24 protein-coding genes are annotated in these 25,965 nt (G+C 45.7%); 12 read left to right on the forward strand and 12 right to left on the reverse strand.

The genetic code is table 11. From position 1 onward, the window contains the following. Positions 1–359 precede the first annotated feature (359 nt). From fre to trxA, 6 genes are all read right to left on the reverse strand, one after another. Positions 360–1,073, reverse strand: a complete 714-nt coding sequence (fre, locus tag ACED41_RS19035; RefSeq protein ID WP_017055264.1) for an NAD(P)H-flavin reductase — start codon at positions 1,071–1,073, stop codon at positions 360–362. A gap of 20 nt (positions 1,074–1,093) precedes the next feature. Then, positions 1,094–1,363, reverse strand: coding sequence for a 2Fe-2S iron-sulfur cluster-binding protein (locus ACED41_RS19040; protein WP_008224727.1), 270 nt, complete (start codon positions 1,361–1,363; stop codon positions 1,094–1,096). After that, entirely contained in the window at positions 1,360–3,201 is a 1,842-nt protein-coding gene (gene ubiD / locus ACED41_RS19045) for a 4-hydroxy-3-polyprenylbenzoate decarboxylase (RefSeq protein WP_017059250.1), read from the reverse strand. The genes ACED41_RS19040 and ubiD overlap by 4 nt, the downstream gene beginning before the upstream one ends. Positions 3,202–3,299: 98 nt before the next feature. Then, the gene (locus ACED41_RS19050; RefSeq protein ID WP_017059249.1) at positions 3,300–4,295 is read right to left on the reverse strand and encodes a hypothetical protein; all 996 of its coding nucleotides are present in this window, start codon (positions 4,293–4,295) and stop codon (positions 3,300–3,302) included. A 110-nt stretch (positions 4,296–4,405) separates the two neighbouring features. Beyond that, positions 4,406–5,665 carry a transcription termination factor Rho gene (gene rho, locus ACED41_RS19055; RefSeq protein ID WP_017062978.1) on the reverse strand — a complete coding sequence of 420 codons (1,260 nt, stop codon included), beginning with the start codon at positions 5,663–5,665 and terminating at the stop codon, positions 4,406–4,408. Between the two features lie 200 nt (positions 5,666–5,865). Continuing rightward, positions 5,866–6,192: a thioredoxin TrxA gene (gene trxA / locus ACED41_RS19060; RefSeq protein ID WP_010440700.1), complete on the reverse strand. Its 327-nt coding sequence runs from the start codon at positions 6,190–6,192 to the stop codon at positions 5,866–5,868. A gap of 111 nt (positions 6,193–6,303) precedes the next feature. On the opposite strand from trxA, the gene rhlB reads away from it, so the two are divergent. Together rhlB and gppA are read left to right on the forward strand one after the other, a co-directional pair. Continuing rightward, positions 6,304–7,614 carry an ATP-dependent RNA helicase RhlB gene (gene rhlB, locus ACED41_RS19065; RefSeq protein ID WP_017062979.1) on the forward strand — a complete coding sequence of 437 codons (1,311 nt, stop codon included), beginning with the start codon at positions 6,304–6,306 and terminating at the stop codon, positions 7,612–7,614. 6 nt (positions 7,615–7,620) lie between these two features. Then, positions 7,621–9,114 carry a guanosine-5'-triphosphate,3'-diphosphate diphosphatase gene (gene gppA / locus ACED41_RS19070; protein WP_371725469.1) on the forward strand — a complete coding sequence of 498 codons (1,494 nt, stop codon included), beginning with the start codon at positions 7,621–7,623 and terminating at the stop codon, positions 9,112–9,114. Between the two features lie 102 nt (positions 9,115–9,216). On the opposite strand, the gene ACED41_RS19075 is transcribed toward gppA, so the two are convergent. From ACED41_RS19075 to recQ, 3 genes are all read right to left on the reverse strand, one after another. After that, the gene (locus ACED41_RS19075; protein WP_017061333.1) at positions 9,217–9,888 is read right to left on the reverse strand and encodes a 7-cyano-7-deazaguanine/7-aminomethyl-7-deazaguanine transporter; all 672 of its coding nucleotides are present in this window, start codon (positions 9,886–9,888) and stop codon (positions 9,217–9,219) included. Between the two features lie 245 nt (positions 9,889–10,133). Next, positions 10,134–10,445, reverse strand: coding sequence for a DUF3630 family protein (locus ACED41_RS19080; protein ID WP_017061332.1), 312 nt, complete (start codon positions 10,443–10,445; stop codon positions 10,134–10,136). A 49-nt stretch (positions 10,446–10,494) separates the two neighbouring features. Beyond that, entirely contained in the window at positions 10,495–12,333 is a 1,839-nt protein-coding gene (gene recQ, locus ACED41_RS19085) for an ATP-dependent DNA helicase RecQ (protein ID WP_017065746.1), read from the reverse strand. Positions 12,334–12,512: 179 nt separating this feature from the next. On the opposite strand from recQ, the gene rarD reads away from it, so the two are divergent. From rarD to tpx, 5 genes are all read left to right on the forward strand, one after another. Further along, complete coding sequence (rarD, locus tag ACED41_RS19090) at positions 12,513–13,421, forward strand: EamA family transporter RarD (RefSeq protein WP_017061330.1); 909 nt, start codon at positions 12,513–12,515, stop codon at positions 13,419–13,421. 86 nt (positions 13,422–13,507) lie between these two features. After that, the gene (locus ACED41_RS19095; RefSeq protein WP_065584376.1) at positions 13,508–14,302 is read left to right on the forward strand and encodes an AraC family transcriptional regulator; all 795 of its coding nucleotides are present in this window, start codon (positions 13,508–13,510) and stop codon (positions 14,300–14,302) included. 98 nt (positions 14,303–14,400) lie between these two features. After that, entirely contained in the window at positions 14,401–15,063 is a 663-nt protein-coding gene (locus ACED41_RS19100) for a LysE family translocator (RefSeq protein ID WP_017061328.1), read from the forward strand. A 91-nt stretch (positions 15,064–15,154) separates the two neighbouring features. Next, complete coding sequence (gene ggt, locus ACED41_RS19105; protein WP_371725470.1) at positions 15,155–16,912, forward strand: gamma-glutamyltransferase; 1,758 nt, start codon at positions 15,155–15,157, stop codon at positions 16,910–16,912. A gap of 784 nt (positions 16,913–17,696) precedes the next feature. Then, the gene (tpx, locus tag ACED41_RS19110; RefSeq protein WP_371725471.1) at positions 17,697–18,194 is read left to right on the forward strand and encodes a thiol peroxidase; all 498 of its coding nucleotides are present in this window, start codon (positions 17,697–17,699) and stop codon (positions 18,192–18,194) included. A gap of 121 nt (positions 18,195–18,315) precedes the next feature. Here the strand turns inward: tpx and uvrD are convergent, their stop codons facing one another. Further along, positions 18,316–20,490, reverse strand: coding sequence for a DNA helicase II (uvrD, locus tag ACED41_RS19115; RefSeq protein ID WP_017061325.1), 2,175 nt, complete (start codon positions 20,488–20,490; stop codon positions 18,316–18,318). A 264-nt stretch (positions 20,491–20,754) separates the two neighbouring features. On the opposite strand from uvrD, the gene ACED41_RS19120 reads away from it, so the two are divergent. The 4 genes from ACED41_RS19120 (at position 20,755) to ACED41_RS19135 (ending at position 23,164) form a co-directional block, all read left to right on the forward strand. Beyond that, positions 20,755–21,015 carry a DUF2282 domain-containing protein gene (locus ACED41_RS19120; protein ID WP_004736650.1) on the forward strand — a complete coding sequence of 87 codons (261 nt, stop codon included), beginning with the start codon at positions 20,755–20,757 and terminating at the stop codon, positions 21,013–21,015. A 64-nt stretch (positions 21,016–21,079) separates the two neighbouring features. Beyond that, positions 21,080–21,940, forward strand: coding sequence for a DUF692 domain-containing protein (locus tag ACED41_RS19125; protein WP_017061324.1), 861 nt, complete (start codon positions 21,080–21,082; stop codon positions 21,938–21,940). Further along, positions 21,937–22,704, forward strand: coding sequence for a DNA-binding domain-containing protein (locus ACED41_RS19130; RefSeq protein WP_371725472.1), 768 nt, complete (start codon positions 21,937–21,939; stop codon positions 22,702–22,704). Before ACED41_RS19125 ends, ACED41_RS19130 begins: the two co-directional genes overlap by 4 nt. A gap of 1 nt (position 22,705) precedes the next feature. Next, positions 22,706–23,164, forward strand: coding sequence for a DoxX family protein (locus ACED41_RS19135; RefSeq protein WP_017061322.1), 459 nt, complete (start codon positions 22,706–22,708; stop codon positions 23,162–23,164). 99 nt (positions 23,165–23,263) lie between these two features. On the opposite strand, the gene ACED41_RS19140 is transcribed toward ACED41_RS19135, so the two are convergent. Continuing rightward, positions 23,264–23,545 carry a hypothetical protein gene (locus ACED41_RS19140; protein ID WP_009848181.1) on the reverse strand — a complete coding sequence of 94 codons (282 nt, stop codon included), beginning with the start codon at positions 23,543–23,545 and terminating at the stop codon, positions 23,264–23,266. A 102-nt stretch (positions 23,546–23,647) separates the two neighbouring features. Beyond that, a complete protein-coding gene (locus ACED41_RS19145; RefSeq protein WP_029235094.1) occupies positions 23,648–24,847 on the reverse strand; it encodes a multidrug effflux MFS transporter in 1,200 nt (399 codons plus the stop codon). 101 nt (positions 24,848–24,948) lie between these two features. Here ACED41_RS19145 and ACED41_RS19150 point away from each other — a divergent pair, with 101 nt between their 5' ends. Continuing rightward, positions 24,949–25,890, forward strand: coding sequence for a LysR family transcriptional regulator (locus tag ACED41_RS19150; RefSeq protein WP_371725473.1), 942 nt, complete (start codon positions 24,949–24,951; stop codon positions 25,888–25,890). Positions 25,891–25,965: the final 75 nt, after the last annotated feature.

Genomic DNA, 25,965 nt, shown 5'->3' on the forward strand with positions numbered 1-25,965 from the left:
ATATTCATCAACGAGTGCCCACACAGATTGATAGGTTTAAATTGTTAAAGAGCTTAACTTCTTGAGCGTTCCTTTTAAGTAAGGAGACTCTCGAAGTGGACGGCCATTCTAGCGAATTAACATTCAGTGTCAAACACTTTTTGAAAATTAATTTTTTGTCGCTTTCCGTCTTACTGATTCTTACTGAAGCCTTGTGGCGTCTGCCGTCTCAGTGGTGTCGCATTATAGGGAACCCTCTCAGCTTAGCAACTACTTTTTCATAAAAAATGAATAAATAGGGGTTAACTGCCTAATAGTTCACCTAAACGTAAAAAAGAGAGCATTTCTGCTCTCTTTTTGCTCAAAACCTAAGGGTATTGTTAGATAAATGCGTAAGCATCAGCGTACATATGGTCACGCTTTGCTTCTTTATTCTGAGTAAATAGGTCTCTTGCAGCGCCCGCCATTTCAAAACGACCTGCAATATAGATATCGAAATCAGCTAATGATTCGAAACTTTGCGTAATAGCCTCAAGCACATTACCTGTTTGGCCATGCCAAACTTCCGGTGCTTCTTCTACTACCGGTACAAAGTGCACATTGCTATGCTTTTCTGCAATGCCAACCAACTCTTCTTTAGCATATAACTGGCACTCATCTTTTGCGCCCCAGTATAGGTAGATCTCTTTCGAGCTATTTTGCGCGATGCAGTGATCAAGAATAGAGCGCACGTAGCTGAAACCCGTGCCACCAGCAATAAGTAATAGAGGGCGATCGCTTTCTTCTTTGATCCAAGCATCTCCGTGTGGAGCATCAATCGCAATATCGCCATCTTCAGCTTGTGCCTTCTTCATCGCTTCAACCACTTCTAGTGCGTAAGCGTTGTGCTCGGCAGCACCAATGTGCAGCTCAAGCTCACCTTCGTGGCGGCAAGGGCTACTTGCGATAGAGAATGGGCGCTTATCTTTCTCGCCCATTTCAACCATCAGGTACTGGCCCGCTTTAAAAGCGACCGGTGTTTCTGGGTGAAGTAGGATTTGGTAAGTATTACAAGCCAAAGGCTCGATAGACTTCACTTTACATTTAATAGTCATGTTCTTCCTCTTACTAACCCTTAATCGGCAAAGGTTAGAACTAAATTACTTTCTGCAAATGCTTGGCAAGCAAAAATCCAGCCTTGTTGCTGCTCTTTCTCTGTGAGCATGGGTTCAAGGTGGTAACTCACTTGCCCTTCTAATTTTTTGCACATACACATTGCGCATGCGCCAACTTGGCAACGGTTTGGGAAATAGATATCGCTGTTGAGCGCAGCATCCAAGACCGTTTGCCCTTTTTCTACTGTGAAACTGATGTTTTCTGGGTATAAGACTACTTGGTAGCTCATGAAATTCCTAGCTGTTCCCAGATGCTATCAATCTTTTTCACAACATCAGGATCTTTTGTGATTGGTACACCCCACTCACGCAGGCATTCACCTTCCCACTTATTGGTCGCATCGAGACCCATTTTTGAGTGTCCAGTTTCGTTCTGCAGGAATAACGTATCTCTCGCCGGATCCATTCTTGTCGTTACAGCCCAAATGATGTCATTCCAATCACTCACATTGACATCGCCATCACACACGATAACAAACTTGTTCTCATCAAATTGAGACCAAACCGCTTCCATGATTTTCTTACCATTACCGGCAGCTTGCTTATCAATAGACACCACAACCATGCTGGCATTGTCGTTTTGCAGGTGAACATCAATAATTTCAGGATGAACCTTGGTTAACTCAGCCAAGCTACCCTCAATATGTTCACTATTTACAGGTGCTGTTTGGACATCTGGCGATAACGCTAACTCTGCGTCCCACTTCTTAGTAATATCTAGACCCATCTTAGAACCTAACCCAACCACGGGTGAGGCAAAATCCAATGAATCGATCGGCGTGTTCTCTATCATCAGGCTATCGCGTGACGGATCCATATGTTCGCACATCGCTGCGGTTACTTGAGACCAATCACGTGCATTCACATCTTCATCACACACCAATACAAATTTGGTGTACATGAATTGGCGTAAGAAAGACCATACACCCATCATCACTCGCTTAGCGTGACCTGGGTATTGCTTCTTCATGGTCACGACTGCCATTCGGTACGAACAACCTTCAGGCGGTAGATAGAAATCTTCAATCTCTGGGAACTGCTTTTGAAGAATAGGCACAAACACTTCATTTAGCGCAACACCCAATACCGCTGGCTCATCAGGTGGACGGCCAGTATAGGTGCTGTGATAGATAGGGTTCTCGCGCATGGTTACATGAGTAATAGTAAACACATGGTGCTTTTCTTTCTCGTTGTAGTAACCAGTATGATCTCCGTAAGGCCCTTCATCTGCGAATTCATTCGGGTCGATGTAACCTTCCATCACGATTTCTGCACTTGCGGGAACTTCTAAGTCGTTGCTGATTGATTTAACGACCTCAGTTTTACTACCACGTAGTAAGCCTGCAAACGCGTACTCAGATAAACTATCCGGCACTGGCGTAACCGCACCAAGAATGGTGGCAGGATCAGCACCAAACGCTACCGATACTGGGAATGGTTTCCCAGGGTTAGTTTCCATCCAATCACGCAGATCCAATGCTCCACCACGGTGGGCTAACCAACGCATGATGATTTTATTCTTGCCGATCTTCTGCTGACGATAGATACCTAAGTTTTGGCGTTTCTTGTTTGGACCACGAGTAACCGTTAAACCCCATGTTAGCAATGGCGCGACATCATCAGCCCAACAGCTCATCACAGGGATTTTATCTAGGTCGACGTCATCGCCTTGCCATACCACTTGTTGGCAAGCCGCTTTGCGAAGGCGTTTAGCTGGCATGTTTAAGACTTGCTTAAACACAGGTAGTTTATCAAGAGCGTCTTTAAAGCCTTTTGGTGGCTCAGGTTCTTTTAGGTAAGCAAGCAACTTGCCCACTTCACGCAGTTCTTTGACTTCTTGACGTCCCATACCAATAGCAACCCGATTAGGTGTACCAAATAGATTGGTCAAAACGGGCATGTCATAGCCTACTGGATTTTCAAACAAAAGAGCCGGGCCACCAGCACGTAGAGTACGGTCGCTAATTTCGGTCATTTCGTAGTCTGGATCGACTGGGTGAGAAATGCGTTTCAACTGACCAATACTTTCAAGATGGTCGATAAAATCACGTAAATCTTTAAAACTCATAGGACTTCTACATGCTGATTATTCTGCGCTCAGTATATCAAAAAGGGTGACGCTGAGGTCCCCCTTTTTAGTGTGGTTATTGAGAGGCAAAATCCACTTTACGGTAATGCTTGCTCGATCAAAGAACTCTTCACCTGAGGGTTGTCATTGACGAGATCTTGCAACCATCGCGTATGACCTTGTTTGGCGAGTTCACGCGCAACTAATGGTGCTTCATCAGCAATCGCCATCCTAGAGACAAGGAACAGCTTCACCTCTTCTGATAACGGGTTAACTTTGGTAAGCAAAGTAATCGCTTCATCTTTCAAACGCGGGTTCTTAGTCGCTGCCATCACCTGTTCAAGCGCGAACGTTTGTTTGGTTTCAGCAAGGCGAACTAGCTCAGCTTGGCTATGATAATCGGCCTTCATTCGCCATAGAATTTTGTAAACCTCTGGGTCTTCGCTCACTTGCGCTAATCGAACCACCACCTCAGTAGAAGGTAACCAACTAACAATAGAAGATGCGGTGAGTTGCTTAGTTAGGTAATCAACCGCTTCAGGAGACAAACTGTCTAGCTCTCTAATGAGCAACGCTTCTCGCGTTTGAACTTGATGTTCAGATCCAGATAACCACTCTTTTAGGTCGAGTTCCTGTTTCTCTGCATCTAGCACAAATACCAATGTCTTCTGATCTTGACGCCATTGTTTAATAAGGCGATTAGCAATTGAAGGGTAATTAAAGGCAGGTACCGTAAACTCATAGCCATCGCCACGTTCTAAGACTTGATAAGTGGGCGTGATAGCAAGTTGCTGCTCGATGAAGATAGACATCTTGGGTGTGAGTACGATTTTTTGCTGTTCAAGCTTCTTCAAGAGTTGGTAACGAGCCACCTCTTGCTGGGGAAATGTCAGGCGCTCAAGCGCAAAGCGTAGCGAATTGACTTCGTCACGTACGACAAGCTCTAGTAGTTCAGCAGTTTTCAGTTTTACTTGATCATTCTCAAGCCAAGACTCTACTGTAAGTGGAGACATCTCGGTGGCATAGCTCATACCAACCGGTGAAAATAACAGTGAAGTAGACAGGAGTAATGATGACAACAGTCCATGTTGCATTTTAACGTCCTTGTAACACTTTTGCTCATTCTGCAAGCTGGCGCTACAAAATGCAAATAAAAAGCGCCACCCGAGGGCAGCGCTTATTAAATACGATCAGCTAATCAATATTACTGACGACGCATTGCGTCAAAGAACTCATCGTTCGTTTTCGTCATTGCTAGCTTGTCGATAAGGAATTCCATTGCGTCGATTTCGCCCATTGGGTGAACAATCTTACGCAGGATCCACATCTTCTGTAGTTCATCGTTCTTGGTAAGAAGCTCTTCACGACGAGTACCAGAGCGGTTGAAATCAATCGCTGGGAATACGCGTTTTTCAGCAATCTTACGGTTAAGGTGCAGTTCCATGTTACCTGTACCTTTGAATTCTTCGTAGATAACTTCATCCATCTTAGAACCAGTATCAACCAGTGCTGTTGCGATGATCGTTAAGCTACCGCCTTCTTCTACGTTACGTGCCGCACCGAAGAAACGCTTTGGACGATGTAGAGCATTCGCATCAACACCACCAGTAAGAACTTTACCTGATGAAGGAATCACAGTGTTGTAAGCACGAGCTAGACGAGTAATAGAATCCAGTAGGATAACTACATCTTTCTTGTGTTCAACAAGGCGCTTCGCTTTCTCGATAACCATTTCTGCAACTTGTACGTGGCGAGATGCTGGCTCATCGAATGTTGAAGCAACTACTTCGCCTTTAACTAGACGCTGCATTTCTGTTACTTCTTCTGGACGCTCATCGATAAGTAGAACCATTAGTTCACACTCAGGATGGTTACGTGCAATGCTTTGAGCAATGTTTTGCAGAAGCATTGTCTTACCCGCTTTAGGCGGAGCAACAATCAGACCACGCTGACCTTTACCAATTGGAGATGCAAGGTCAAGAATACGAGCCGTAATATCTTCAGTCGCACCATTACCCGCTTCCATCACCATACGTTCGTTAGCGTGAAGAGGAGTAAGGTTTTCGAAAAGAATCTTGTTACGTGCGTTGTCTGGCTTGTCGTAGTTAACCGTGTTTACTTTAAGCAGTGCAAAGTAACGCTCACCGTCTTTAGGTGGACGGATTTTACCGCCAATAGAGTCACCTGTACGTAGGTTAAAACGACGAATTTGGCTTGGTGATACGTAGATATCATCTGGGCCAGCCAGGTATGAACTGTCGGCGCTACGTAGGAAACCAAAACCGTCTTGAAGAATTTCTAGAACACCATCACCAAAGATGTCTTCACCACTTTTTGCATGCGCTTTAAGGATGGAGAAGATAATGTCTTGTTTTCTTAGGCGAGCTTGATTTTCAAGACCTAAGCTTTCGCTAAGTTTAACAAGCTCAGACACAGGTCTGTTCTTCAGTTCAGTAAGATTCATAGTGGTGGAAGTTTGTTTAGTCAAAATAGGATCTGTTTTCTTAAGTTAAGAAGGATTTGGTCACAGGATCGACCAAGAAGAGAAATTCGTTCAATTAACGTGCGATAAATTAGCACTAAAACTAAGACTAGTCCATAGCTTAGAAAAAACAAAACCGCGCATTTGTTAACTGCACGGTTTCTTTTCAAATGCTGACCTGATTAAAGGTTAGCGTCTAAGAACTCTTTAAGTTGAGTTTTAGATAATGCACCAACTTTAGTCGCTGCTACGCCGCCATCTTTGAAAAGAAGTAGCGTTGGAATACCGCGAATACCAAACTTTGGTGGAGTACCAGCATTTTGGTCGATATTTAATTTACCGATTGTGAGCTTGCCTTCGTACTCGTCTGCGATTTCATCAAGAATCGGCGCAATCATTTTACATGGACCACACCATTCTGCCCAAAAATCAACAAGAACAGGGCCTGCAGCATTGATTACATCGTTATCAAAACCGTCATCAGTTAGCTGCAAAATCTTATCACTCATCTTCCACTCCAATGTATTTTTTAGAACTGGTTGGATGATAACCAGTAAATAGATGCCCTATTGGAATGTATTTACTTTCGTATTGCAAGCTTAAGCTGATATTCTATAGCAATGAAAAAGACGCATATCACAGAGCAAAAGTTCGCCGACTTGGATTTACTTCCGCAAGTCATTGAAGGATTGGAGAAAAAAGGGTTCGATTATTGTACCCCTATCCAAGCCTTGGCGCTCCCGGTACTGCTCACCGGCCAAGACATTGCAGGCCAGGCCCAAACGGGTACTGGTAAAACGCTTGCGTTTCTTACTGCTACTTTTAACCACCTGCTAAAAACATCTGAGCATGAAGGGCGTAAGCCTAACCAGCCACGTGCGATTATTATGGCACCAACGCGTGAACTCGCGATTCAGATCTACAACGATGCTGACTCTCTGGTTGAAAGCACAGGTATCAAGGCAGCACTTGCTTACGGTGGCGAAAGCTACGACAAGCAACTAGGTAAAATCGAAGAAGGCGCAGATATCTTAATTGGTACGACTGGCCGCATCATCGATTTCTACAAGCAGAAGGTATTTAACCTTAACCACATTCAAGCTGTTGTTCTTGACGAAGCTGATCGCATGTTCGATCTTGGTTTCATCAAAGACATCCGCTTCTTGTTCCGCCGTATGCCTGAGCCAAAAGATCGCCTGAACATGCTGTTCTCTGCGACATTGTCTTACCGCGTACAAGAGCTAGCGTTCGAACACATGCACAACCCTGAGCATGTTGTTGTTGAGCCAGAGCGTAAAACAGGTCACCGCATTCAGGAAGAACTGTTCTACCCATCAAACGAACACAAAATGGCACTGCTGCAGACTCTAGTTGAAGAAGAGTGGCCAGAGCGCGCTATCATCTTCGCTAACACTAAGCACAAATGTGAGTCTGTTTGGGGTCACCTAGCTGCAGATGGTCACCGTGTTGGCCTGCTAACTGGCGATGTTCCTCAGAAGAAACGTGAAAAGATTCTTGAGCAATTCACTAAAGGTGATGTTGACCTGCTTGTCGCAACCGACGTTGCAGCACGTGGTCTACACATTCCTCAAGTAACACACGTATTCAACTTCGACCTACCTGATGACTGTGAAGATTACGTTCACCGTATCGGCCGTACAGGTCGTGCTGGTGCAAGTGGTCACTCGATCAGCTTTGCTTGTGAAGATTACGCAATCAACTTGCCACCAATCGAAGAATACATTGAGCACGCGATCCCTGTGTCTGACTACGATGCTTCTGCACTGCTAGAAGATCTACCAGCACCATTGCGCTTACGTACACGTAACCCGCAACAACGCCGCTCAAACAACAATGGCCCACGCAACGGGAACCGTAAACCAAACCAGAACCGTCGCCCACGCCAACCGCGTCATAACAAGGAAGCTTAGTCGCTTATGAGTCAAACAGTGTCACCCCCGCTTTACGCTGCAATCGACCTCGGGTCGAACAGTTTTCATATGCTCGTTGTGCGTCATATCGATGGCAGCGTACAAACCATGGCTAAAATTAAGCGCAAAGTGCGTTTAGCTGCAGGCTTAGATGAAAATAATGCGCTTAGTACAGAAGCCATGCAGCGCGGTTGGGACTGTTTGAGTCTCTTTGCAGAGCGACTTCAAGATATTCCGAAAGAAAATATCCGCATTGTCGGTACAGCGACCCTACGTACTGCTATCAATGTGGATATATTTCTAGAGAAAGCGAACCAGATCCTTGGTTACGACATCAATGTTATCTCCGGAGAAGAAGAAGCTGCGACTATCTATAAAGGCGTAGCACACACTTCTGGTGGCAGCGGCCGCCGACTGGTTGTTGATATTGGTGGCGCAAGCACCGAGATGATCATTGGTGAAGGCTTCTCAGCGAAAGCACTAACCAGCCTAAAGATGGGCTGTGTTACTTGGCTTGAGCGCCACTTTAAAAACCGCCAATTAACCGCTACCAACTTTAACAACGCCATTGAAGCGGCGAAGTCGACGTTGACTCCTATCCTAGATAGCTACACTGATATCGGATGGGATGTGTGTGTGGGCGCCAGCGGTACCGTTCAAGCACTGCAAGAGATCATGTTGGCGCAAGGCATGGATGAAGTGATTACTCATGCCAAACTTAAGCGTCTACAGAAACAAGCGATGATTACTGAGCGCTTGGAAGAGCTAGAAATCGAAGGACTTACCCTTGAACGCGCATTAGTGTTCCCGAGTGGCCTTTCCATTCTTATTGCTATTTTTGAGTTGCTTGAAATAGATTCAATGACACTCGCAGGCGGCGCACTCCGTGAAGGCCTAGCCTACGAGATGGTTGATGAGCTTCGCCAAGAAGATATCCGAGCGCGTACCATTAAGAGTGTTCAATCACGCTACCAAATGGACGTAAGCTACGGTGAACAAGTTGCTGTAGTCGCACAAACGCTGCTAGACCAAGCGGGCGCCGAAGCGTGGGTTTCAGAACCTCAAGCTGGTGTGCTATTGCAAACGGCAGCTAAGCTTCACGAGATTGGTTTAACCATCGATTTCAAAAAAGGCGGTGAGCACAGCGCTTATCTGCTGCAAAACTTAGACCTACCTGGCTTTACTCGAGCGCAAAAGCACTACTTGGGTGAGTTAACTCGTCGCTACCGTGAACAGTTAACCTCATTACCAGAGCAACACGCTATCTCAGGCACCAGCAGCAAGCGTATTTTACGTATTCTGCGTTTGGCTATTTTGTTAACTCACCGTCGTAACCCAGCGCTAGAGCCTGAGTTCAAACTGACGACGAATGACAACAATCTAACCCTAACGCTTTCTAAGCAATGGTTAGCTGACAATCCGCTGACCGCTGCAGAGCTAGAGATCGAGTCGAATAGACAAACCGATATTGGCTGGCCATTGAATATTAAATGCCTCTGATATTAGTATCTGACGCTAGAAATTAAAAAAAGCCCAAGTTAGTAGACTAACTTGGGCTTTTTCTTATCGCTGCATTAATGCTTTGTGTTACAAATCTCAAACTTAAGCGTTCACGCCTGTCGCTTTAAAGTCAGGGTTCACTGCGGTTAGCTTTCTAACAATGTAGTTAAGAAGCACGCCGTACATAGGCACGAACAAGCCTAAGCTGATGATAAGTTTGAATCCGTAATCGACTAAGGCAATCTCAGTCCAATGCTCGGCCATAAATGGATCTGGGCTTTGGTAGAAAGCAATCGCAAAGAATGCGATGGTATCAATGGCATTACCGAATAACGTTGAGCATGTTGGGGCTACCCACCACTGTTTAAGCTGACGTAGGCGGTTAAAAACATGTACATCCAAGATCTGACCCAGTAAATAAGCCATGAAGCTCGCCGCGGCGATACGTGCAACAAACAAGTTGAACTCACCTAGTTGGCTAAAGCCTTGGAATGAACCTTCAAAGAACACCACTGACAAGAAATAAGAAACGGCCAGAGCTGGTAGCATCACTAAGAAAATGATTTTACGGGCAAGCTGCGCGCCAAAAATGCGTACGGTCAGATCGGTCGCTAGGAAGATAAACGGGAAAGTGAAAGCACCCCAAGTGGTGTGCATACCGAAGACGGTAAAAGGTAGCTGAACCAGATAGTTGCTTGACGCAATAATCACCAAATGGAACAAAACTAATAGTGCTAAGGCTTTGCGCTGTTGCGCAGGGGTAAAGTTACTCATGCTGTACCTTTTTAGTTTGGTTTGGGGGTGAGGGAACCCAAATCGAGTCATTTCTTCGAATAATCCAAGAAAGCTCTTACCAATAATGTGAATTAAAAAATGTATCTAAAAATTGCTCTGCTGAGCGGCGGGCGATTATACATTAATCAATATTGGCTGCAACGGTGAGAACAAACGCAAACGTTTATTCTCACTTTTATTGGTGAATAGCTCTAGAAGCTGTGTTTTAGAAGAGATGCCAAAAGTTAAAAACCGCGCTTGAAAAGCGTCGCGAGATAATCAAACTCTTCTCGGCTTTCTTCAGCGTTTAACGACTCAAACCAAATTGATTCACTGTAATGTTCGGACTTTAAGAACATTCGGCAATCTTCAAAATCAATCAACCAAGAATGCATATCGGCGTCCCATTGCTTTTCAACAACTGACGCTGACAACAACGCCACCAGCTTTTCACCTAGCACTTCATAAGAATCAAAATCAAAACTTGGAGACGTAATCAATAAACGCCCTTCCTCAGCTAAATACTCTCTTAAGCCAAATTCTGTTTGTGTTGTCATGTCCCTATCAACCTTATTCTTTTTCTATTAGTTAGACGTTTCTCGCAAACTAGCCGTGTGTGGTGATGTGTTCTTGAATCAGATCTAGGAATGGGTCTGCGTACTTATCGAGTTTACGTTGACCGACACCGTTGACTGCCAGCATTTCTCCGTATGAAGTAGGTAGTATTTCAGCCATATCAATCAAGGTCGCGTCACTGAATACCACATATGGTGGCAAGCCATCTTCATCAGCAATCGACTTACGCAGCTTACGCAGTTTCGCAAACAGCTTCTTATCGTAATTCTTGCTGCTTAACTTATCGGACTTAGCATTACGCACCGCTGTATCTAAACGAGGAACAGCCAATTCCAAAGACATCTCACCGCGCAGCAGCGGGCGGGCTTCTTCTGTTAGCTGTAAAGTTGAGTTACGAGTGATGTTCTGGAACAGCAAGCCTTTATGAATCAGCTGACGGAAGATACTGATCCAGTAATCATGACTGTGATCGCGGCCAATACCGTAGGTAGATAGCTTATCGTGACCATTATCGCGGACACGGATGTTCTGCATGCCTCGCATTACTTCGACCACGTAGCCCATACCAAATGACTGATTCACACGGTACACACAAGACAACGCCTTCTGTGCTTCTTGGGTCGCGTCAAAGTGTTTTGGTGGATCTAAGCAGATATCGCAGTTGCCACATTGCTTCTCGCGATATTCGCCAAAATAGTTAAGCAGAACCTGACGACGACACGTTTGCGCTTCAGCAAAGGCACTCATCGCATTCAGCTTGTGCATCTCAACTTGTTTCTGTGGGCCTTCTTCTTTCTCATCTAGCATACGACGCAGCCAACCCATATCAGCCGGGTCAAACAACATCATCGCTTCAGCAGGCAAACCATCACGACCTGCACGGCCTGTCTCTTGATAGTAAGACTCGATATTACGTGGAATATCAAAGTGCACCACGAAACGTACGTTGGGTTTGTTGATGCCCATACCGAAAGCCACAGTCGCGACCACGATCTGAATATCATCGCGTTGAAAGGCTTCTTGAACGTAAGCACGCTCATCGGTGTCCATACCAGCGTGATAACCCGCGGCGCGAATACCGTTATTGCACAGCTTCTCGGTCACCATCTCCACTTTCTTACGGCTACCACAGTAGATGATGCCGCAATTGCCCTTTTGTGTTTCTAGGTAGCGAACCACCTGTGACACGGGTTTGTGCTTCTCAACCAAGTTGTAGCGAATATTAGGGCGATCAAAGCTGCCTAAGTAAGTATGCGGGTCCAGGAGCTGTAAGCGCGAGATAATATCTTTGCGCGTCGCATCATCAGCGGTTGCTGTGAGCGCCATGTAAGGCACATGCGGGAAATACTGTTTAAGCTGACCTAATGATGCGTATTCAGGGCGGAAGTCGTGACCCCATTGAGAGATACAGTGCGCTTCATCGACTGCAATCATCGAAAGCGGTAAACCTTGAAGACGCTCGATAAAATCACGCATCAACACACGCTCTGGTGACACATACACCATTTTCAGCTGACCTGAGTTCATACGATTGAACACATTCAGCAATTGGTCACGTGGCATTGAAGAGTTAATACACTCAGCGGCAACACCATTGGCCTTCAATTGGTCGACTTGGTCTTTCATCAACGAGATCAGCGGTGAGATAACCAGAGTCAGCCCTTCACGAACCAAAGCCGGAATTTGGTAACACAGAGATTTACCACCACCGGTTGGCATAATCACCAAGCTGTCTTTGCCTTCAACGGCCAAATCAATGACCTCTTGCTGACCATCGCGAAAGCTTTGATAGCCGAACACATCTTGCAAGATGGTTTGCGCATCATTCGCGGGAGTTGGTATTTGCTCAGCAATCAGAGTGGCGGTCATTGTGGTTCCTAATCGAGGTATGAAATCAGCAAGCATCTTCGGCAAGCAAGTCGCACATTGTAGAGGGGAACGCTGGCGAATTAAACCGCAAATTGTTAGGTGAAAAGGGTTATCGCTCCTATACTGACCAACTCTCTTATAAATCTTATTAATAAGCACTCAGTGCTAGAGAAAGATGCATGACACAGGAAGAACAACAACGTACGCGCCAAGGAGTTTTGCTTGCCGTCGGCGCTTACACAATGTGGGGTATCGCCCCTATATATTTCAAATCTTTAAGTGACGTTTCCCCGTTAGAGATCCTCAGCCACCGTGTAGTATGGTCCTTTTTCCTACTCGCTTTCTTACTACACATTGGCCGCAGCTGGCGTAAAGTTCGTGACACCCTGACCTCAAAACCAAAAATGCTCTATTTGGTAGCGACGTCTATTTTGGTGGGTGCAAATTGGCTGATCTTTATCTGGGCGGTGAACTCCAATCACATGCTCGATGCCAGTTTGGGGTATTACATCAACCCGCTGATTAACGTATTGCTCGGAATGCTCTTCCTCGGTGAGCGCTTACGTAAGCTGCAATGGTTTGCTGTAGCTCTTGCTGCGATTGGCGTATTAATCCAATTGATTGCCTTCGGCTCAGTACCGATCGTCGCCATTGCCCTAGCCTTTAGCTTTGGTTTTTATGGCTTGCTGCGTAAGAAAGTCAGCTTAGAAGCGCAAACGGGTCTGTTCATTGAAACTCTGGTGATGCTGCCTCTCGCCGCAACCTACTTACTGTTTATTGCCGATAGCCCGACCTCAAACTTATCGATGAACCCGATGCAACTCAACCTGTTATTGGTTGCTGCCGGTGTGATCACCACGGTTCCATTACTGTGTTTTACTGGTGCTGCAACTCGCTTGAAGCTATCGACACTCGGTTTCTTCCAGTACATCGGTCCAAGTTTGATGTTCTTACTGGCGGTTCTGATTTACGGTGAAGCCTTTACCTCAGATAAAGCGATTACCTTTGCTTTCATATGGGGAGCACTGGTTATTTTCAGCTTTGATGGCCTGCGTAACAACAAGAAGAACAAACGCGCTAAACAGTGATACTGATCGTTTTTTACAAGACAATCCCTTAATACGCAGATAAGCTTGGTTGAATTGATGACTATTTGACCAAGCTTTTTTGTACCATGGATAAAGTCCACTACTACTCTACCCCAACAGAAGATATCAGCCTGATCCAAGCTCAATACCAAGAGTTTGCCTTTCAACGCCACTATCATTTGGACTTTCACATCGGCTTAATTACCCAAGGGCAGCAAAAGTTCGCCTACAAAGGGACGAGCCACCATGTCGGTGCAGGCCAAGTTGTTATCATGCCACCTGATGAGCTGCATGATGGGCACTCCAAACTCGATTCAGGTTATCAAGTCAGTGTGTTTGCAGTTTCTCCTCAATGGTTTCAAGATCTTGCCGATCCCAAGCAAAATGGTCACACATTAGGCTTTTCTGAGTTGATCCTCTCCGATCAAGCTGCGTTTTTACAATTACGCAACTTACACGGCCTGTTAATCAATCAAAGCATCAGCCAACTCGCTCAAGATTGCTTACCATTCGAGGGGTTCTCAACGATTGTCGATCGGTATGCAAAATTTGGATCGAAGAGTGACATCAAACTGGGTAATCAATCGATTAATACACTCAAAGACTATTTGATGGCGAATTTGGACCAGCCAGTGCGATTAGAACAACTGTCTGAGCTGTGCGGCTTAACCACAACTCAATTCCAACGCCACTTTAAGAACAGAATGGGCATCACCCCTTACGCGTGGCTGAGCCGTTTACGTATGGAACAGAGCATGCGCCTGATTAAATCTGGGATCTGTGGTACTAAAGTCGCGCACCAAGTAGGCTTCTATGATCAAGCACACTTCTCCAAGGCATTCAAAACCACATTCGGCGTACCACCCTCACAAATCAACTAAGTGTTGATAATTTACAATTGCTCGATTTCAAATCGCGGTAAGCTACGCTCAATACGATTACTTATTTAATAATAGCGGCAACGTTATTGAGAACTGACATGAACGAAGTCACCATACTGATCACCCTCGCCTCTATCCATTTCATCGCTTTGATGAGCCCCGGCCCTGACTTTGCGTTAGTCGTGCAAAATGCGACACGCCACGGCAGACAAACAGGCTTGTACATTGCGCTTGGTTTATCTTGCGGGATCTTACTGCATTCGTTGCTCAGCCTGACGGGAATCAGTTACCTAGTCCACCAGCAACCAACCCTATTTGCCATTATCCAGTTGGCTGGCGGTAGCTACTTGCTGTACTTAGGCTACGGTGCACTTAAAGCAACCTGGCAAATCATTCAGAACCACGACGATGACGACGATACCGTCAATGCCAAAGATCTGATTCTGACCAACAAGCGTCAGGCATTTTCGAAAGGGTTTGCGACCAATATTCTCAACCCAAAAGCTTTGGTGTTCTTTATTAGCTTGATGTCGAGCTTAGTGCCTGCCGACATGTCTCTATCAGGTAAAGGCTTTGCGCTTATTATCTTGTTTGGTCTGTCTCTGTTTTGGTTTTCACTACTGGCGTGGATGCTTTCGACTAAGGCTCTACAGAAGAAACTTAGCGAAGCAACGGTATACATCGATGGCTTATGTGGCGTGGTATTCAGCCTGATTGGCGCGAGTATTCTTTGGCAGTCGCTGTCCGGTTTAATCGCTTAAATTCGAATCAAGATTACAATTCGTTAACAACGCACTGGCTATCTAATCTTTCCGCTGCCAATCTAGCTCTGCATATTAAAAGGAGAAGATCATGCAGTGGAAAACAAAACTAACAACCCTCGCCACTTCTACCCTACTTTTTGCCTCTCACGTCAGTTGGGCAAATCAAGCTGCCGATTCCGTCGCACCCGAACAAAGTAGTGGTTTAGAAACCAAACAACTCGTTAAAGCCAACGATTGGATGGTCACCGCAGCCAACCCTCTTGCAACACAAGCCGGTGCTGATGTACTTGCCCGTGGTGGTAACGCAATTGACGCCATGGTTGCCGTGCAGCTTATGCTTGGCTTAGTGGAACCTCAGTCATCAGGTATTGGTGGCGGCGCGTTCCTTGTCTATTTTGATGGCAAAGACAAACAGCTCAAGACCTACGATGGCCGTGAAACTGCGCCACTTGATGCCACCCCACGTCTATTCCAAGACGAAAACGGACAACCGCTTAAATTCTATGATGCCGTGGTTGGCGGTCGTTCTGTTGCCACGCCGGGCACGGTACAATTGCTGTGGGACACTCACCAGAAATACGGCAAGCTCGAATGGGCATCACTGATTAAACCTATCGCTCAGTTAGCTGAAGAAGGTTTTATTATCAGCCCACGTTTAGCCACCTTGATCGAAAACGACCAAGAACGTCTGAGCCGCTTTGCGACAACTAAAGCCTACTTCTTCAATGCCGATGGCAGCCCGAAAGCCGCTGGCACGCAACTTAAGAACCCTGAATACGCGGCAACGTTACACGCTATCTCGAAGGATGGTGCTAAAGCTTTCTACCAAGGTGAGATTTCTGCCGACATCATTAACACAGTACAAACAGCGAAAGGTAACCCGGGCGTATTGGCACAGAAAGATTTCGACGCTTATTCGATCAAGCAGCGCGAACCGGTTTGTTCTGCTTATGAAAGCTACGATATTTGCGGAATGGGGCCACCAAGTTCAGGTGCGTTAACGGTTGGACAAATCCTTGCAATGACTGAGCAGTTTGACCTCAAATCATGGGGGCCAAACGACGCAAAATCTTGGCAAGTGTTAGCAGACGCTTCTCGCTTAGCCTTTGCAGACCGTGGTATGTACATGGCAGACCAAGATTATGTGCCTATGCCAACCCAAGGGTTAGTGAATACTGACTATTTGCAGGAGCGTGCTCAGTTAATTACCGCAGGTAAGGCATTAGACAGCGCACCTTCAGGCACCCCACCGTGGGATCATGCGATGCAGAGAAGCCAAGATGTTTCTATTGAGTTGCCGTCCACCAGCCACTTCAACATTGTCGATAGTGATGGCAATGTCGTATCGATGACCACCACCATCGAGAACGCATTTGGCTCACGCCTGATGGTAAGAGGATTCCTACTCAACAACGAACTGACCGACTTCTCATTCAAGACTCATAACGATGGCAAGCCTATCGCGAACCGACTTGAACCAGGTAAGCGTCCACGTTCTTCAATGGCGCCGACCATTATCATGCAAGACGATAAACCTTACATGGCAATTGGCTCTCCGGGAGGCAGCCGTATCATCGGTTATGTGGCACAAGCGATCATTGCTCACACCCAATGGGACATGGATATCCAACAAGCGATCAACCAACCACACTTCCTAAATCGCTTCGGTACCTTAGATTTGGAAAAAGGAACATCAGCGGAAAACTTCAAACCTGAGCTAGAAAAGATGGGATTTGAGGTCAACGTTCGCGATCTTAACTCGGGTTTACACGCTATTCGCATCACAAAAGATGGTCTAGAAGGTGCTGCAGACCCTCGTCGTGAAGGTGCAGCCATTGGTCAGTAGGGAATAATCCTCCCTTTTTACTCGCTGCCTTGTGCGAGATCTCTCACAAGGTAGTGAGTAAATATCGATATTTGATGACGAAATTAATCACCTCGACATCGTAACCAATTGAAATTAAAAGATACGTACATTTATCGTTCAAATAATTATATAGAAATTCGCTTATGCACCATTGCTGATAAATAAGGAATCGGTAATATGAATGGTGTCGGAAGGATGCTGACACGGAACAGGAAACGCCAAGGACTTGGTTATCTTCAGGATGAAGATTCGATTACTCAGGATGAATAATCGGCATGGATAGCGAAATGGACATTGAATGGACGCAATAGTAACTAGGATGGTTGCTACTAAGGAAAGACAATGGACACCTCTGGACGAGGAAAGGACTGAACATCAGGATGATGTAAAGGACACCGCTCAAGGAACAAGTGACGCGCGCTAACGAGGATTGTTGGCAGATCAGGATAAGATCAAGGACACCGCTAGGAAGGCGACGAAAGGAATACGCTGAAGGATAACAGCACACTATCATGGATTTGATGCATGGAGCACACTTAGTAGCCGGATTGCTGCGAGTAAGACTATAGACCCCGATGAGCGCAAGCTCTCGGGGTTTTTCTTTATCTGTCGTTTCACTTATTCCTCTCTCAAACAAATAAATCAAAGACCTTTAATTACAATTCTGACATTTAAAGCATTCACTTCTTAACCACTTCCGAGTAACGTAAGTCTTACTAGGCTCAACTAGTTTCATAACCATAATTAAACTAAGGACAAATTCATGTCACACGTTACCTTCAAAGGCGCTGTTGTACCACTAACAGGCACATTCCCACAAACTGGCGAACAAGCACCAAGCTTTGCACTGACTGCAGGCGACCTTTCTGAACTGACTCTTGCTTCTCTTGAAGGCAAGAAAGTGGTTCTAAACATCTTCCCAAGTATCGACACAGCAACTTGTGCAACGAGCGTACGTACGTTCAACGCAAAAGCAGCAGAACTTGAGAACACGGTTGTTGTTTGTATTTCTGCTGACCTACCGTTTGCTGCGGGCCGCTTCTGTGAACTAGAAGGCATTGAAGGCGTTCAACACGCTTCAACTTTCCGTTCTCCTACATTCGCATCAGACTACGGCGTAGCGATTGCTGAAGGTCCACTAGCAAGCCTAACAACACGTGCAGTTGTCGTTGTTGATGAAAAGGGTGTGGTAACACACAGTGAGTTGGTTGCAGAGATCACTGAAGAACCAAACTACGAAGCGGCACTTGAAGCACTGTAAGATCCCTTCTAGTCAGTCATGTATTATGACCGCTTAAAGCGGTACGCAATAAAAAAGAGCAGCCATTGGCTGCTCTTTTTGTTTTCAATAATGAACGGTTATTAGATGCTGAAGTAATAGATTAAAGCTGCTCTAAACGCGCGTAAGCCGTTACTAACCACTTAATCCCTTCACCATTAAACGCCACTTGAACTCGGCTTTGTGGGCCACTTCCTTCGAAGTTGATGATGGTGCCTTCACCAAACTTAGGGTGCTTCACGCGAGAGCCCAAGCTAAAGCCTGTTTCATTGAAGTTCTCTTTCACAGCGGTTTGGCTAAAGCGACCACTGCTTGCAGGGCGGCTGACTTGCGCTTTCATACGCACTTCATCCAGACAGGTTTCTGGCAGCTCACGAATAAAACGTGATGGCTTATGATATTTGTCCTGACCGTACAGACGACGCATCTCAGCATAAGTGATGTAAAGCTTCTCCATCGCACGGGTCATGCCTACGTAACACAGGCGACGCTCTTCTTCTAAACGCCCCGCTTCTTCGGCCGACATCTGGCTTGGGAACATGCCTTCTTCGACACCCACCATGAACACCATTGGAAACTCTAGGCCTTTAGCACTGTGCAAAGTCATTAACTGAACCGCATCGTCAAACTCATCGGCCTGACCTTCACCCGCTTCCAAAGCTGCGTGAGTTAAGAACGCCGTCAGCATGCTCATCTCATCCGCTTCTTCCGGCTTTTCAAACTGGCGCGTTGCCGTTACCAATTCTTCCAAGTTCTCGATACGTGCCTTCGACTTCTCACCCTTCTCTTGCTCGTACATAGCAAACAGACCCGACGATTTAATCACGTGGTCGGTTTGTTCATGCAGGCTAAGTTCCAACGTGTCATCTTCAAGCGCATTAATCAGCTCGATAAAACGACTTAATGCGCCCGCAGCACGACCGGGTAGCACTTGCTCCTCTATCAAAGCAACACTGGCTTCCCACATGGTTGCACCACGATCACGAGCAGCAAGACGAATCGTTTCTAACGTTTTATCACCCAAGCCACGCGTTGGCGTATTAACCACACGTTCAAACGCGGCATCATTACTGCGGTTGCTCATGAGGCGCATGTAGCTCAAGGCGTCTCTGATTTCTTGACGCTCGAAGAATCGCATGCCGCCGTAGATTCGGTAAGGTAGACCACCTTGAATCAAAGCTTCTTCAAGAACTCGAGATTGGGCGTTATTACGATAAAGCATCGCGGTATCTTCTAACGCACCGCCTTTCTCTTGCCACTCTTTGATTTTGCTGACCGTGAAACGTGCTTCATCTAGCTCGTTATAAGCTGAGTACACAGAGATTGGCTCGCCATCGTTACCATCGGTCCACAGCTCTTTACCCATACGTTCGGTGTTGTTCGAGATAAGCTCGTTCGACGCCTGCAGAATGGTTTTAGTTGAACGGTAGTTTTGTTCAAGTCGAACCGTCGAAGCACCTGGGAATTCATCCAAGAACTTCTGAATATTTTCGATCTTCGCACCACGCCAACCATAGATAGATTGGTCATCATCGCCTACGATCATCACGCGACAATCTGGGCCAGCCATCATGCGAAGCCAAGCGTATTGGATGTTGTTGGTATCTTGGAATTCGTCGACAAGGATATGCTTAAAGCGTGCTTGGTAGTGCTCTCGGATGTGTTTCTTATCGCGTAATAGTTCATGCGATCTCAGCAAGATTTCCGCAAAGTCGACCAAACCAGCACGGTCACATGCTTCTTGGTAAGCAGAATAGATCTTTAACCACGTTTGAGTTATTGGATCATGGTAGGCGTCAATGTGACTTGGGCGTAACCCCTCGTCTTTCTTGCCATTGATCCACCAAGAAGCTTGCTTAGCAGGCCACTGCTTTTCATCGAGGTTTTGCGCCTTGATTAAGCGGCGTAGCAAACGAATCTGATCATCAGAATCAATGATCTGGAAATCTTCTGGCAGTTTTGCATCTAGGTAGTGAGCTCGAAGAATACGGTGACAAATACCATGGAAGGTACCGTTCCACATGCCTGACGAACTACCCATCATCAACTCTTCAATACGACCACGCATCTCTGCTGCCGCTTTGTTGGTGAAGGTAACCGACATAATAGAGAACGGTGATGCTTGCTCTACGCTTTGCAGCCAAGCGATACGATGCACCAACACTCGCGTTTTACCACTGCCTGCACCTGCCAGAATAAGTAGGTTTTCTAAAGGTGCCGCGACCGCCTCACGTTGTTTATCGTTTAGGCCATCGAGTAAAAGCGAAGGATCTATCATTGGATATGCTCACTACTGGGTATTTATACATAAAAGTTGATTATAACCTAAACACTAGGCTGCGTTTAGGATAATAAGAAGAAAAAACAATCAAAAATTAACATCATTAATTCAATAACTTAAGAGATGAAACATCATTAATATTGATAATTTTTATAATACCGTGAAATTATTTCCCGGTTGTTCCAATCCTTTTTAGTAAGCAAGTTAACAATCCATTAACCTGCGATATGAAAATACTATTAAGTCCTAGAGGGAATGACTATGAAAAATTCTAATCTTGCTGTTACAGCTGCAATCACAAGTGTACTAGCGTTCGGCGGTGCAGTTCTTACATCAGCACCTGCGGAAGCAGCAGCAAAAGAAAAATGCTACGGCGTGGCAAAAGCTGGCCAAAATGATTGTGCAACCAAAACAAGCTCATGTGCGGGTACAGCAAAAGAAGACAACCAATCCGATGCGTTCGTAGTCGTACCTAAAGGGCTATGTGGCAAATTATCAGGTGGTAACACTCAATCATCATAATTGAGCTGCTTAGTATGGTGAGCTGACATTCAGCTCACCTCCACTTCTTGTTAGGAGAATCGTTGTGACTCAAACTCTTCACCCCTACGCAGGGGTTGGCCTTAGAACACCGCACTTGGACTTCTTTAGCCAAAATCCAGCCTTAGTAAGTTGGTTAGAAGTTCACAGCGAGAACTACTTCTTAGCTCAATCACCGCAACGACAACAACTCAGAGAAATTCGTCACGCACACAACATCAGTTGTCACGGTGTTGGGTTGTCGCTAGGTTCTGTTGAGCGCATCAATCAACATCATCTTGTGCAATTAAAAGAGCTCATTGATGATATCGAACCCTTCTTGGTTTCTGATCATCTCAGTTGGAGTCAGACAGGTGGTCATTACTTCAATGACTTGCTACCGCTGCCTTACACAGAAGAAGCATTGGAAGTCTTCTGTCGTAATGTCATCGAGGTTCAAGACAGCTTGCAACGCCCGATGTTGATTGAGAACCCATCGAGCTACCTATCCTTCAAGCATTCTACTATTCCTGAGTGGGAGTTTTTGGCTGAGGTACAAAAGCGTACTGAGTGTCGCCTACTGCTCGATTTCAATAATATTTTCGTCTCATCTTTTAATCATGGCTTTAGTTGTGAAGAGTACTTAAACGGAATACCAGCAGACAAAGTTGAAGAGATTCACTTGGCAGGTTTTACCAAAAAGAAGCTTGAACAAGGTGAGATCTGGATAGACACACACAGTAAACCTGTCTGTGACGAAGTGTGGAAACTCTACACTGACTGGGTTGCACAACATGGTTTGCGCCATACCTTGATTGAGTGGGATCTCGATATCCCAGAGCCACAAGTTTTATTGGCTGAAGCAACCAAAGCCAGTGATATCTTGTATCAACACGACAAGTTCAACCAAAGGAGTCGCGCCTCATGAGCCACTCCCTAGCAGAGGTTCAATTGGAGTTTGCTAACGCCCTACGCTATCAAAACAATGGTGAGTACTGCGACATAGTGAGCGACCATTTTACCGATGAACAACGCATCCAGATTTACCGTAATAACTTTGTGATCAGCTTGAGCGAAGTTCTGGCAGCAACCTACCCACTCACTGAAATGTTGGTTGGTGAAGAGTGCTTCCAACAGATGGCTCGTCAACATGTCTTACATTATCCATCGACCTCTGGTGATGTCAGTGGTTACGGTGAACACTTTGAACAGACTATCCAAGCCTTTCCTGCCGTTATTGAGGCTGCACCTTATCTCGGTGAAGTGGCTTTGTATGAATGGCAGAAAGATAGCTTGGTAAGGTTTTCGTCACAAGCAGATGTCGACCAGAGACCTCTTTCTTGCCTTGCAGATGTACCACAAGAGCAACAAGGCGCTTTAGTCTTTCATCTCAAAGATTCAATAACACTGATTCATTCTAGTTACACGATTATCGCGCTTGAACACGCCATCTATCAGCAGCAACTTGATGGGCTAGACATCAACCAAGCTGAATTTGGGGTGTTAATCCGAGCTGAGAATTCACAGGTTGAGAGCCATAGTTTGAGTGAAGAGAGCCACCAATTCCTCACTGAATTGCAATCAGGTCGAACACTCTCAGCAATCGATCCTTTATTACTACAACATCTGAATACTGTTATGGCGCTAAACGTCATCTCAGGTTTTTCAATCAATGCCGAATTGGAGGCATAACATGGATAACAACACAGTCACGAACATGATGGCTCAATACGACAGTTTGATTGAGAAATCACAGGCACTTTTTGTTCCAGTGCTTCTACTATTTTGTCGCCTTTGGGTGGCGTGGGTATTCTTTAATTCTGGACTCACCAAGATAGCTACTTGGGATAGCACGCTTTACTTGTTTGAATTGGAATACCAAGTGCCACTGCTACCTTGGGAATTGGCTGCTTACATGGGCACTGCCGCTGAGTTAATTCTACCGATGTTTTTAGCGCTCGGTTTATTAACACGACCTATGGCTGCGGTGTTGTTCGTTTTCAATATCATTGCTGTCGTGTCTTACCCTGTATTGTGGGATCAAGGCTTCTACGATCATCAGCTTTGGGGGTTAATGATTCTTATCGTTGTCGTGTGGGGCGCAGGACCATTCTCACTTGATAGAGTTTTGAAAGCGCAGTTCAGGAATTAAAATAAGTTTTCACCTCTTTTGAACTGCTAAAGCTAAATGCTACAGCCCAAACGCAAGAAACCACTCAATTGAGTGGTTTCTTTTTTAACTGGGATAAGCTTACTTATTTAGAAAAGCTTGTAGCTCTTCAGCAGAGATGCCTTGCTCTGCAAGTTCTTTTGCCAATAGCTGAACCTGCTCACCCTTACGAGACTCTACCACACGCTGAAATTGGTAAATGATATCTCGCAAAGTATCGATTGGAACTTGTTTTGCCGCACTGCGAATACGCTCTTCACTTTGGTTGCCTAGCTCTTTAAGCAGTTTACCAAACATGACCTTTTCAGGTGCATCTTCCATTTGTTCTAAGACGCGCGCCATTTCGTAGGTTGTTAATGACATTACAGTATTTTCCGTTGGGGACTAACGTTTCAATGAGTGACAAATATACCATGTTTTAACGTTTCGAAAACCGCCATTTGTATATTTTGTCACCCTTGTAACTTATGCCTTAGCAAACGTCGTGTGCCAAGACTTACCCGCTTTGCTCGCAAGCACTAATAACGCAGGAACAATAAGGAACATTTGTAGCGCAATCATCACTTGAGACGTTAAATCAAGGCGTTGCATGGTACCCACAAGCAGCCCTGAACCACTCATTTGGAACAAGCCAAGCAGTGCAGCAGCTGTGCCCGCACGGTCACCGAAAGGTTCAAGAGCCTTACCAGCAGCAGCACCGAGAATCCAAGCAAAACCCACTGAAGACAAGAAGATTGGCAGCATGAATGCGATTGGGCTAGCGTGTTCTGCAAGCACCAGCATAATCACGCCCGCTAAACCCAGCGTTGAGATACCAACGACCAGTGCTTTATAGGTACCAAAGCGGTCCATAAATTTAGGTGCAGTAAACGCAGCTGCAATGTTGATGGCCGCATTAACACCAAACCAGAAAGTAAACTCTTTCATGGTCAAGCCTAGGTTTTCCATCAACACAACCGGTGCAGAGGTTACATAAGCGAGGATGACCGCCATCGCCAACAGACACAAGGTTGCGTGGAAAAGGAATGATGGTGTTTTCAATACTGACCAGTATCGTTCAAGCTTGAACACCGCAACCTTCTCTGTCGCAGGGTTAGACTCTTTCATTTGGAAGAATAAGATAGTGCCAACAACGACAGCGAAGCCTGCCATAAAGCTAAAGTTCGAACGCCAACCAAATTGATGAGTTAACCAAGCGCCAAGAATGGGTGCCAAAGCAGGAATAAAACAGATTGCACCATTAAGGTAGCTGATCATACGGCCACTCTTCTCTGGGCCAAATAGATCGCGAACCGTTGCAAAGGCTGCTACAGAAGTCGCACAAGCTCCTAAGCCTTGTAGCAGCCGAGCCATTAGCATCATATCAATCGATTGAGCTGCCCACGCCAAGCAAGCACTCAATGCATAGATACTAACACCTCCCAATGCAACGGTTCGACGTCCTAGCTTATCAGCCAAAGGGCCAGCAAATAATTGCCCGACACCCATGGCGAATAAAAACCAGGTAATCGTATCTTGTGCTAGTGCATGTTCCACGTGAAACGCTGTCGAAATTTGTGGCAGAGCTGGTAGGTAGATATCAATAGCCAGAGGGCTAAATAAAACCAACATTGCCAATAAAGCAACCTGCAGTTTACTAGGGGTTGGAAGCGCGTTAGAAGGCACAAGATTCTCCGAATGAGTTAATTTAGGTGCATAATAACCAACTAAAGATATGAACAAAAATGGCATATACTCATTAGCATTATTCCAAATAGGAAACTCATATGAATATTGAGAAACTATCGCGCCTCGACCTCAATCTATTAGTTTGCTTGCAGGTGCTGATGGAAGAGCTAAGTGTGACTCGCACCGCCCACCGATTGTGCCTAAGCCAGTCAGCGGTTAGTAAGTCATTGGCCAAACTTCGTGAGCAATTTAATGACCCCCTTTTTACGCGAAGTGCGCATGGCCTACGGCCAACACCTAAGGCTGTCTTTCTCAAGCCTCGATTAGAAACGCTGATCAATCAACTTGATGTGCTTACCCAACCAGAAACATTCATTCCCAACAACAGTGACCACAGTTTTCACATTGCTGCCGTTGAGAGTGTTTACCCGCTGATTCTTCCTCACTTCTTACCGGCGATATTTCGACAAGCACCTAACGTTAATATCAACACCCATGCGTGGACCGAACAAACCTTTAAGAAGCTACAGCTTGGTGAGTTAGATATCGGACTCACAGGCAAAGACATCGACATCAACGATGCGCGCTTAACCATGCTGCCGCCAGACGACATCTGCGAACAAGAGATCTACCGTGATGCACAGATGTGTGTATTAAGGCGCAACCACCCTGCACTGAGTGGTAAGTGGGATCTGGAAACCTACCTTGCACAGCGTCATGTACAAGTAAGATGTGATGGGAACGATCGATGGCTGCTCGACTACAAACTTGCCGACCTTGGTCACCAACGTGATATCGCTATTTCTGTTCCAGACTTCAATAGCGCTGCAAGCCTGTGTACCTACACCGACTTTGTGTTTACCGCACCAAGCCACTTTACTTACCTCGTCGCTAAACAACTCGACTTAGTGGTTGTTCCTTTACCAATGGAATTCCCACCGATGGCATACACTCTGTTTTGGCATCGTGACAGAGAAAATGACCCAGCCTTAACTTGGTTGCGAGATATCATCAAAGAAAAAACTCTGCACCTTAGATAAAAATGGCGTACAGCGTTTGCAGCAAACGAACAAAAGCGCTAGCTTATTGACCTAATAAGTCCCCTCGCATGTATA

This window comes from Vibrio sp. 1F255 (assembly GCF_041439145.1).
Lineage (GTDB): Bacteria > Pseudomonadota > Gammaproteobacteria > Enterobacterales > Vibrionaceae > Vibrio > Vibrio crassostreae_C.

Excerpts from the sequence above, each read along its gene's own strand:
- ACED41_RS19050 (WP_017059249.1), bottom strand. The coding sequence starts at position 4,295 with ATGCAACATGGACTGTTGTCATCATTACTCCTGTCTACTTCACTGTTA.
- gppA (WP_371725469.1), top strand. The coding sequence starts at position 7,621 with ATGAGTCAAACAGTGTCACCCCCGCTTTACGCTGCAATCGACCTCGGG.
- rho (WP_017062978.1), bottom strand. The coding sequence starts at position 5,665 with ATGAATCTTACTGAACTGAAGAACAGACCTGTGTCTGAGCTTGTTAAA.
- ACED41_RS19150 (WP_371725473.1), top strand. The coding sequence starts at position 24,949 with ATGAATATTGAGAAACTATCGCGCCTCGACCTCAATCTATTAGTTTGC.
- rarD (WP_017061330.1), top strand. The coding sequence starts at position 12,513 with ATGACACAGGAAGAACAACAACGTACGCGCCAAGGAGTTTTGCTTGCC.
- uvrD (WP_017061325.1), bottom strand. The coding sequence starts at position 20,490 with ATGATAGATCCTTCGCTTTTACTCGATGGCCTAAACGATAAACAACGT.
- ACED41_RS19040 (WP_008224727.1), bottom strand. The coding sequence starts at position 1,363 with ATGAGCTACCAAGTAGTCTTATACCCAGAAAACATCAGTTTCACAGTA.
- ACED41_RS19095 (WP_065584376.1), top strand. The coding sequence starts at position 13,508 with ATGGATAAAGTCCACTACTACTCTACCCCAACAGAAGATATCAGCCTG.
- ACED41_RS19130 (WP_371725472.1), top strand. The coding sequence starts at position 21,937 with ATGAGCCACTCCCTAGCAGAGGTTCAATTGGAGTTTGCTAACGCCCTA.
- ACED41_RS19100 (WP_017061328.1), top strand. The coding sequence starts at position 14,401 with ATGAACGAAGTCACCATACTGATCACCCTCGCCTCTATCCATTTCATC.
- ACED41_RS19080 (WP_017061332.1), bottom strand. The coding sequence starts at position 10,445 with ATGACAACACAAACAGAATTTGGCTTAAGAGAGTATTTAGCTGAGGAA.
- tpx (WP_371725471.1), top strand. The coding sequence starts at position 17,697 with ATGTCACACGTTACCTTCAAAGGCGCTGTTGTACCACTAACAGGCACA.
- ggt (WP_371725470.1), top strand. The coding sequence starts at position 15,155 with ATGCAGTGGAAAACAAAACTAACAACCCTCGCCACTTCTACCCTACTT.
- recQ (WP_017065746.1), bottom strand. The coding sequence starts at position 12,333 with ATGACCGCCACTCTGATTGCTGAGCAAATACCAACTCCCGCGAATGAT.
- ACED41_RS19135 (WP_017061322.1), top strand. The coding sequence starts at position 22,706 with ATGGATAACAACACAGTCACGAACATGATGGCTCAATACGACAGTTTG.
- ACED41_RS19140 (WP_009848181.1), bottom strand. The coding sequence starts at position 23,545 with ATGTCATTAACAACCTACGAAATGGCGCGCGTCTTAGAACAAATGGAA.
- trxA (WP_010440700.1), bottom strand. The coding sequence starts at position 6,192 with ATGAGTGATAAGATTTTGCAGCTAACTGATGACGGTTTTGATAACGAT.
- rhlB (WP_017062979.1), top strand. The coding sequence starts at position 6,304 with ATGAAAAAGACGCATATCACAGAGCAAAAGTTCGCCGACTTGGATTTA.
- fre (WP_017055264.1), bottom strand. The coding sequence starts at position 1,073 with ATGACTATTAAATGTAAAGTGAAGTCTATCGAGCCTTTGGCTTGTAAT.
- ACED41_RS19075 (WP_017061333.1), bottom strand. The coding sequence starts at position 9,888 with ATGAGTAACTTTACCCCTGCGCAACAGCGCAAAGCCTTAGCACTATTA.
- ACED41_RS19120 (WP_004736650.1), top strand. The coding sequence starts at position 20,755 with ATGAAAAATTCTAATCTTGCTGTTACAGCTGCAATCACAAGTGTACTA.
- ubiD (WP_017059250.1), bottom strand. The coding sequence starts at position 3,201 with ATGAGTTTTAAAGATTTACGTGATTTTATCGACCATCTTGAAAGTATT.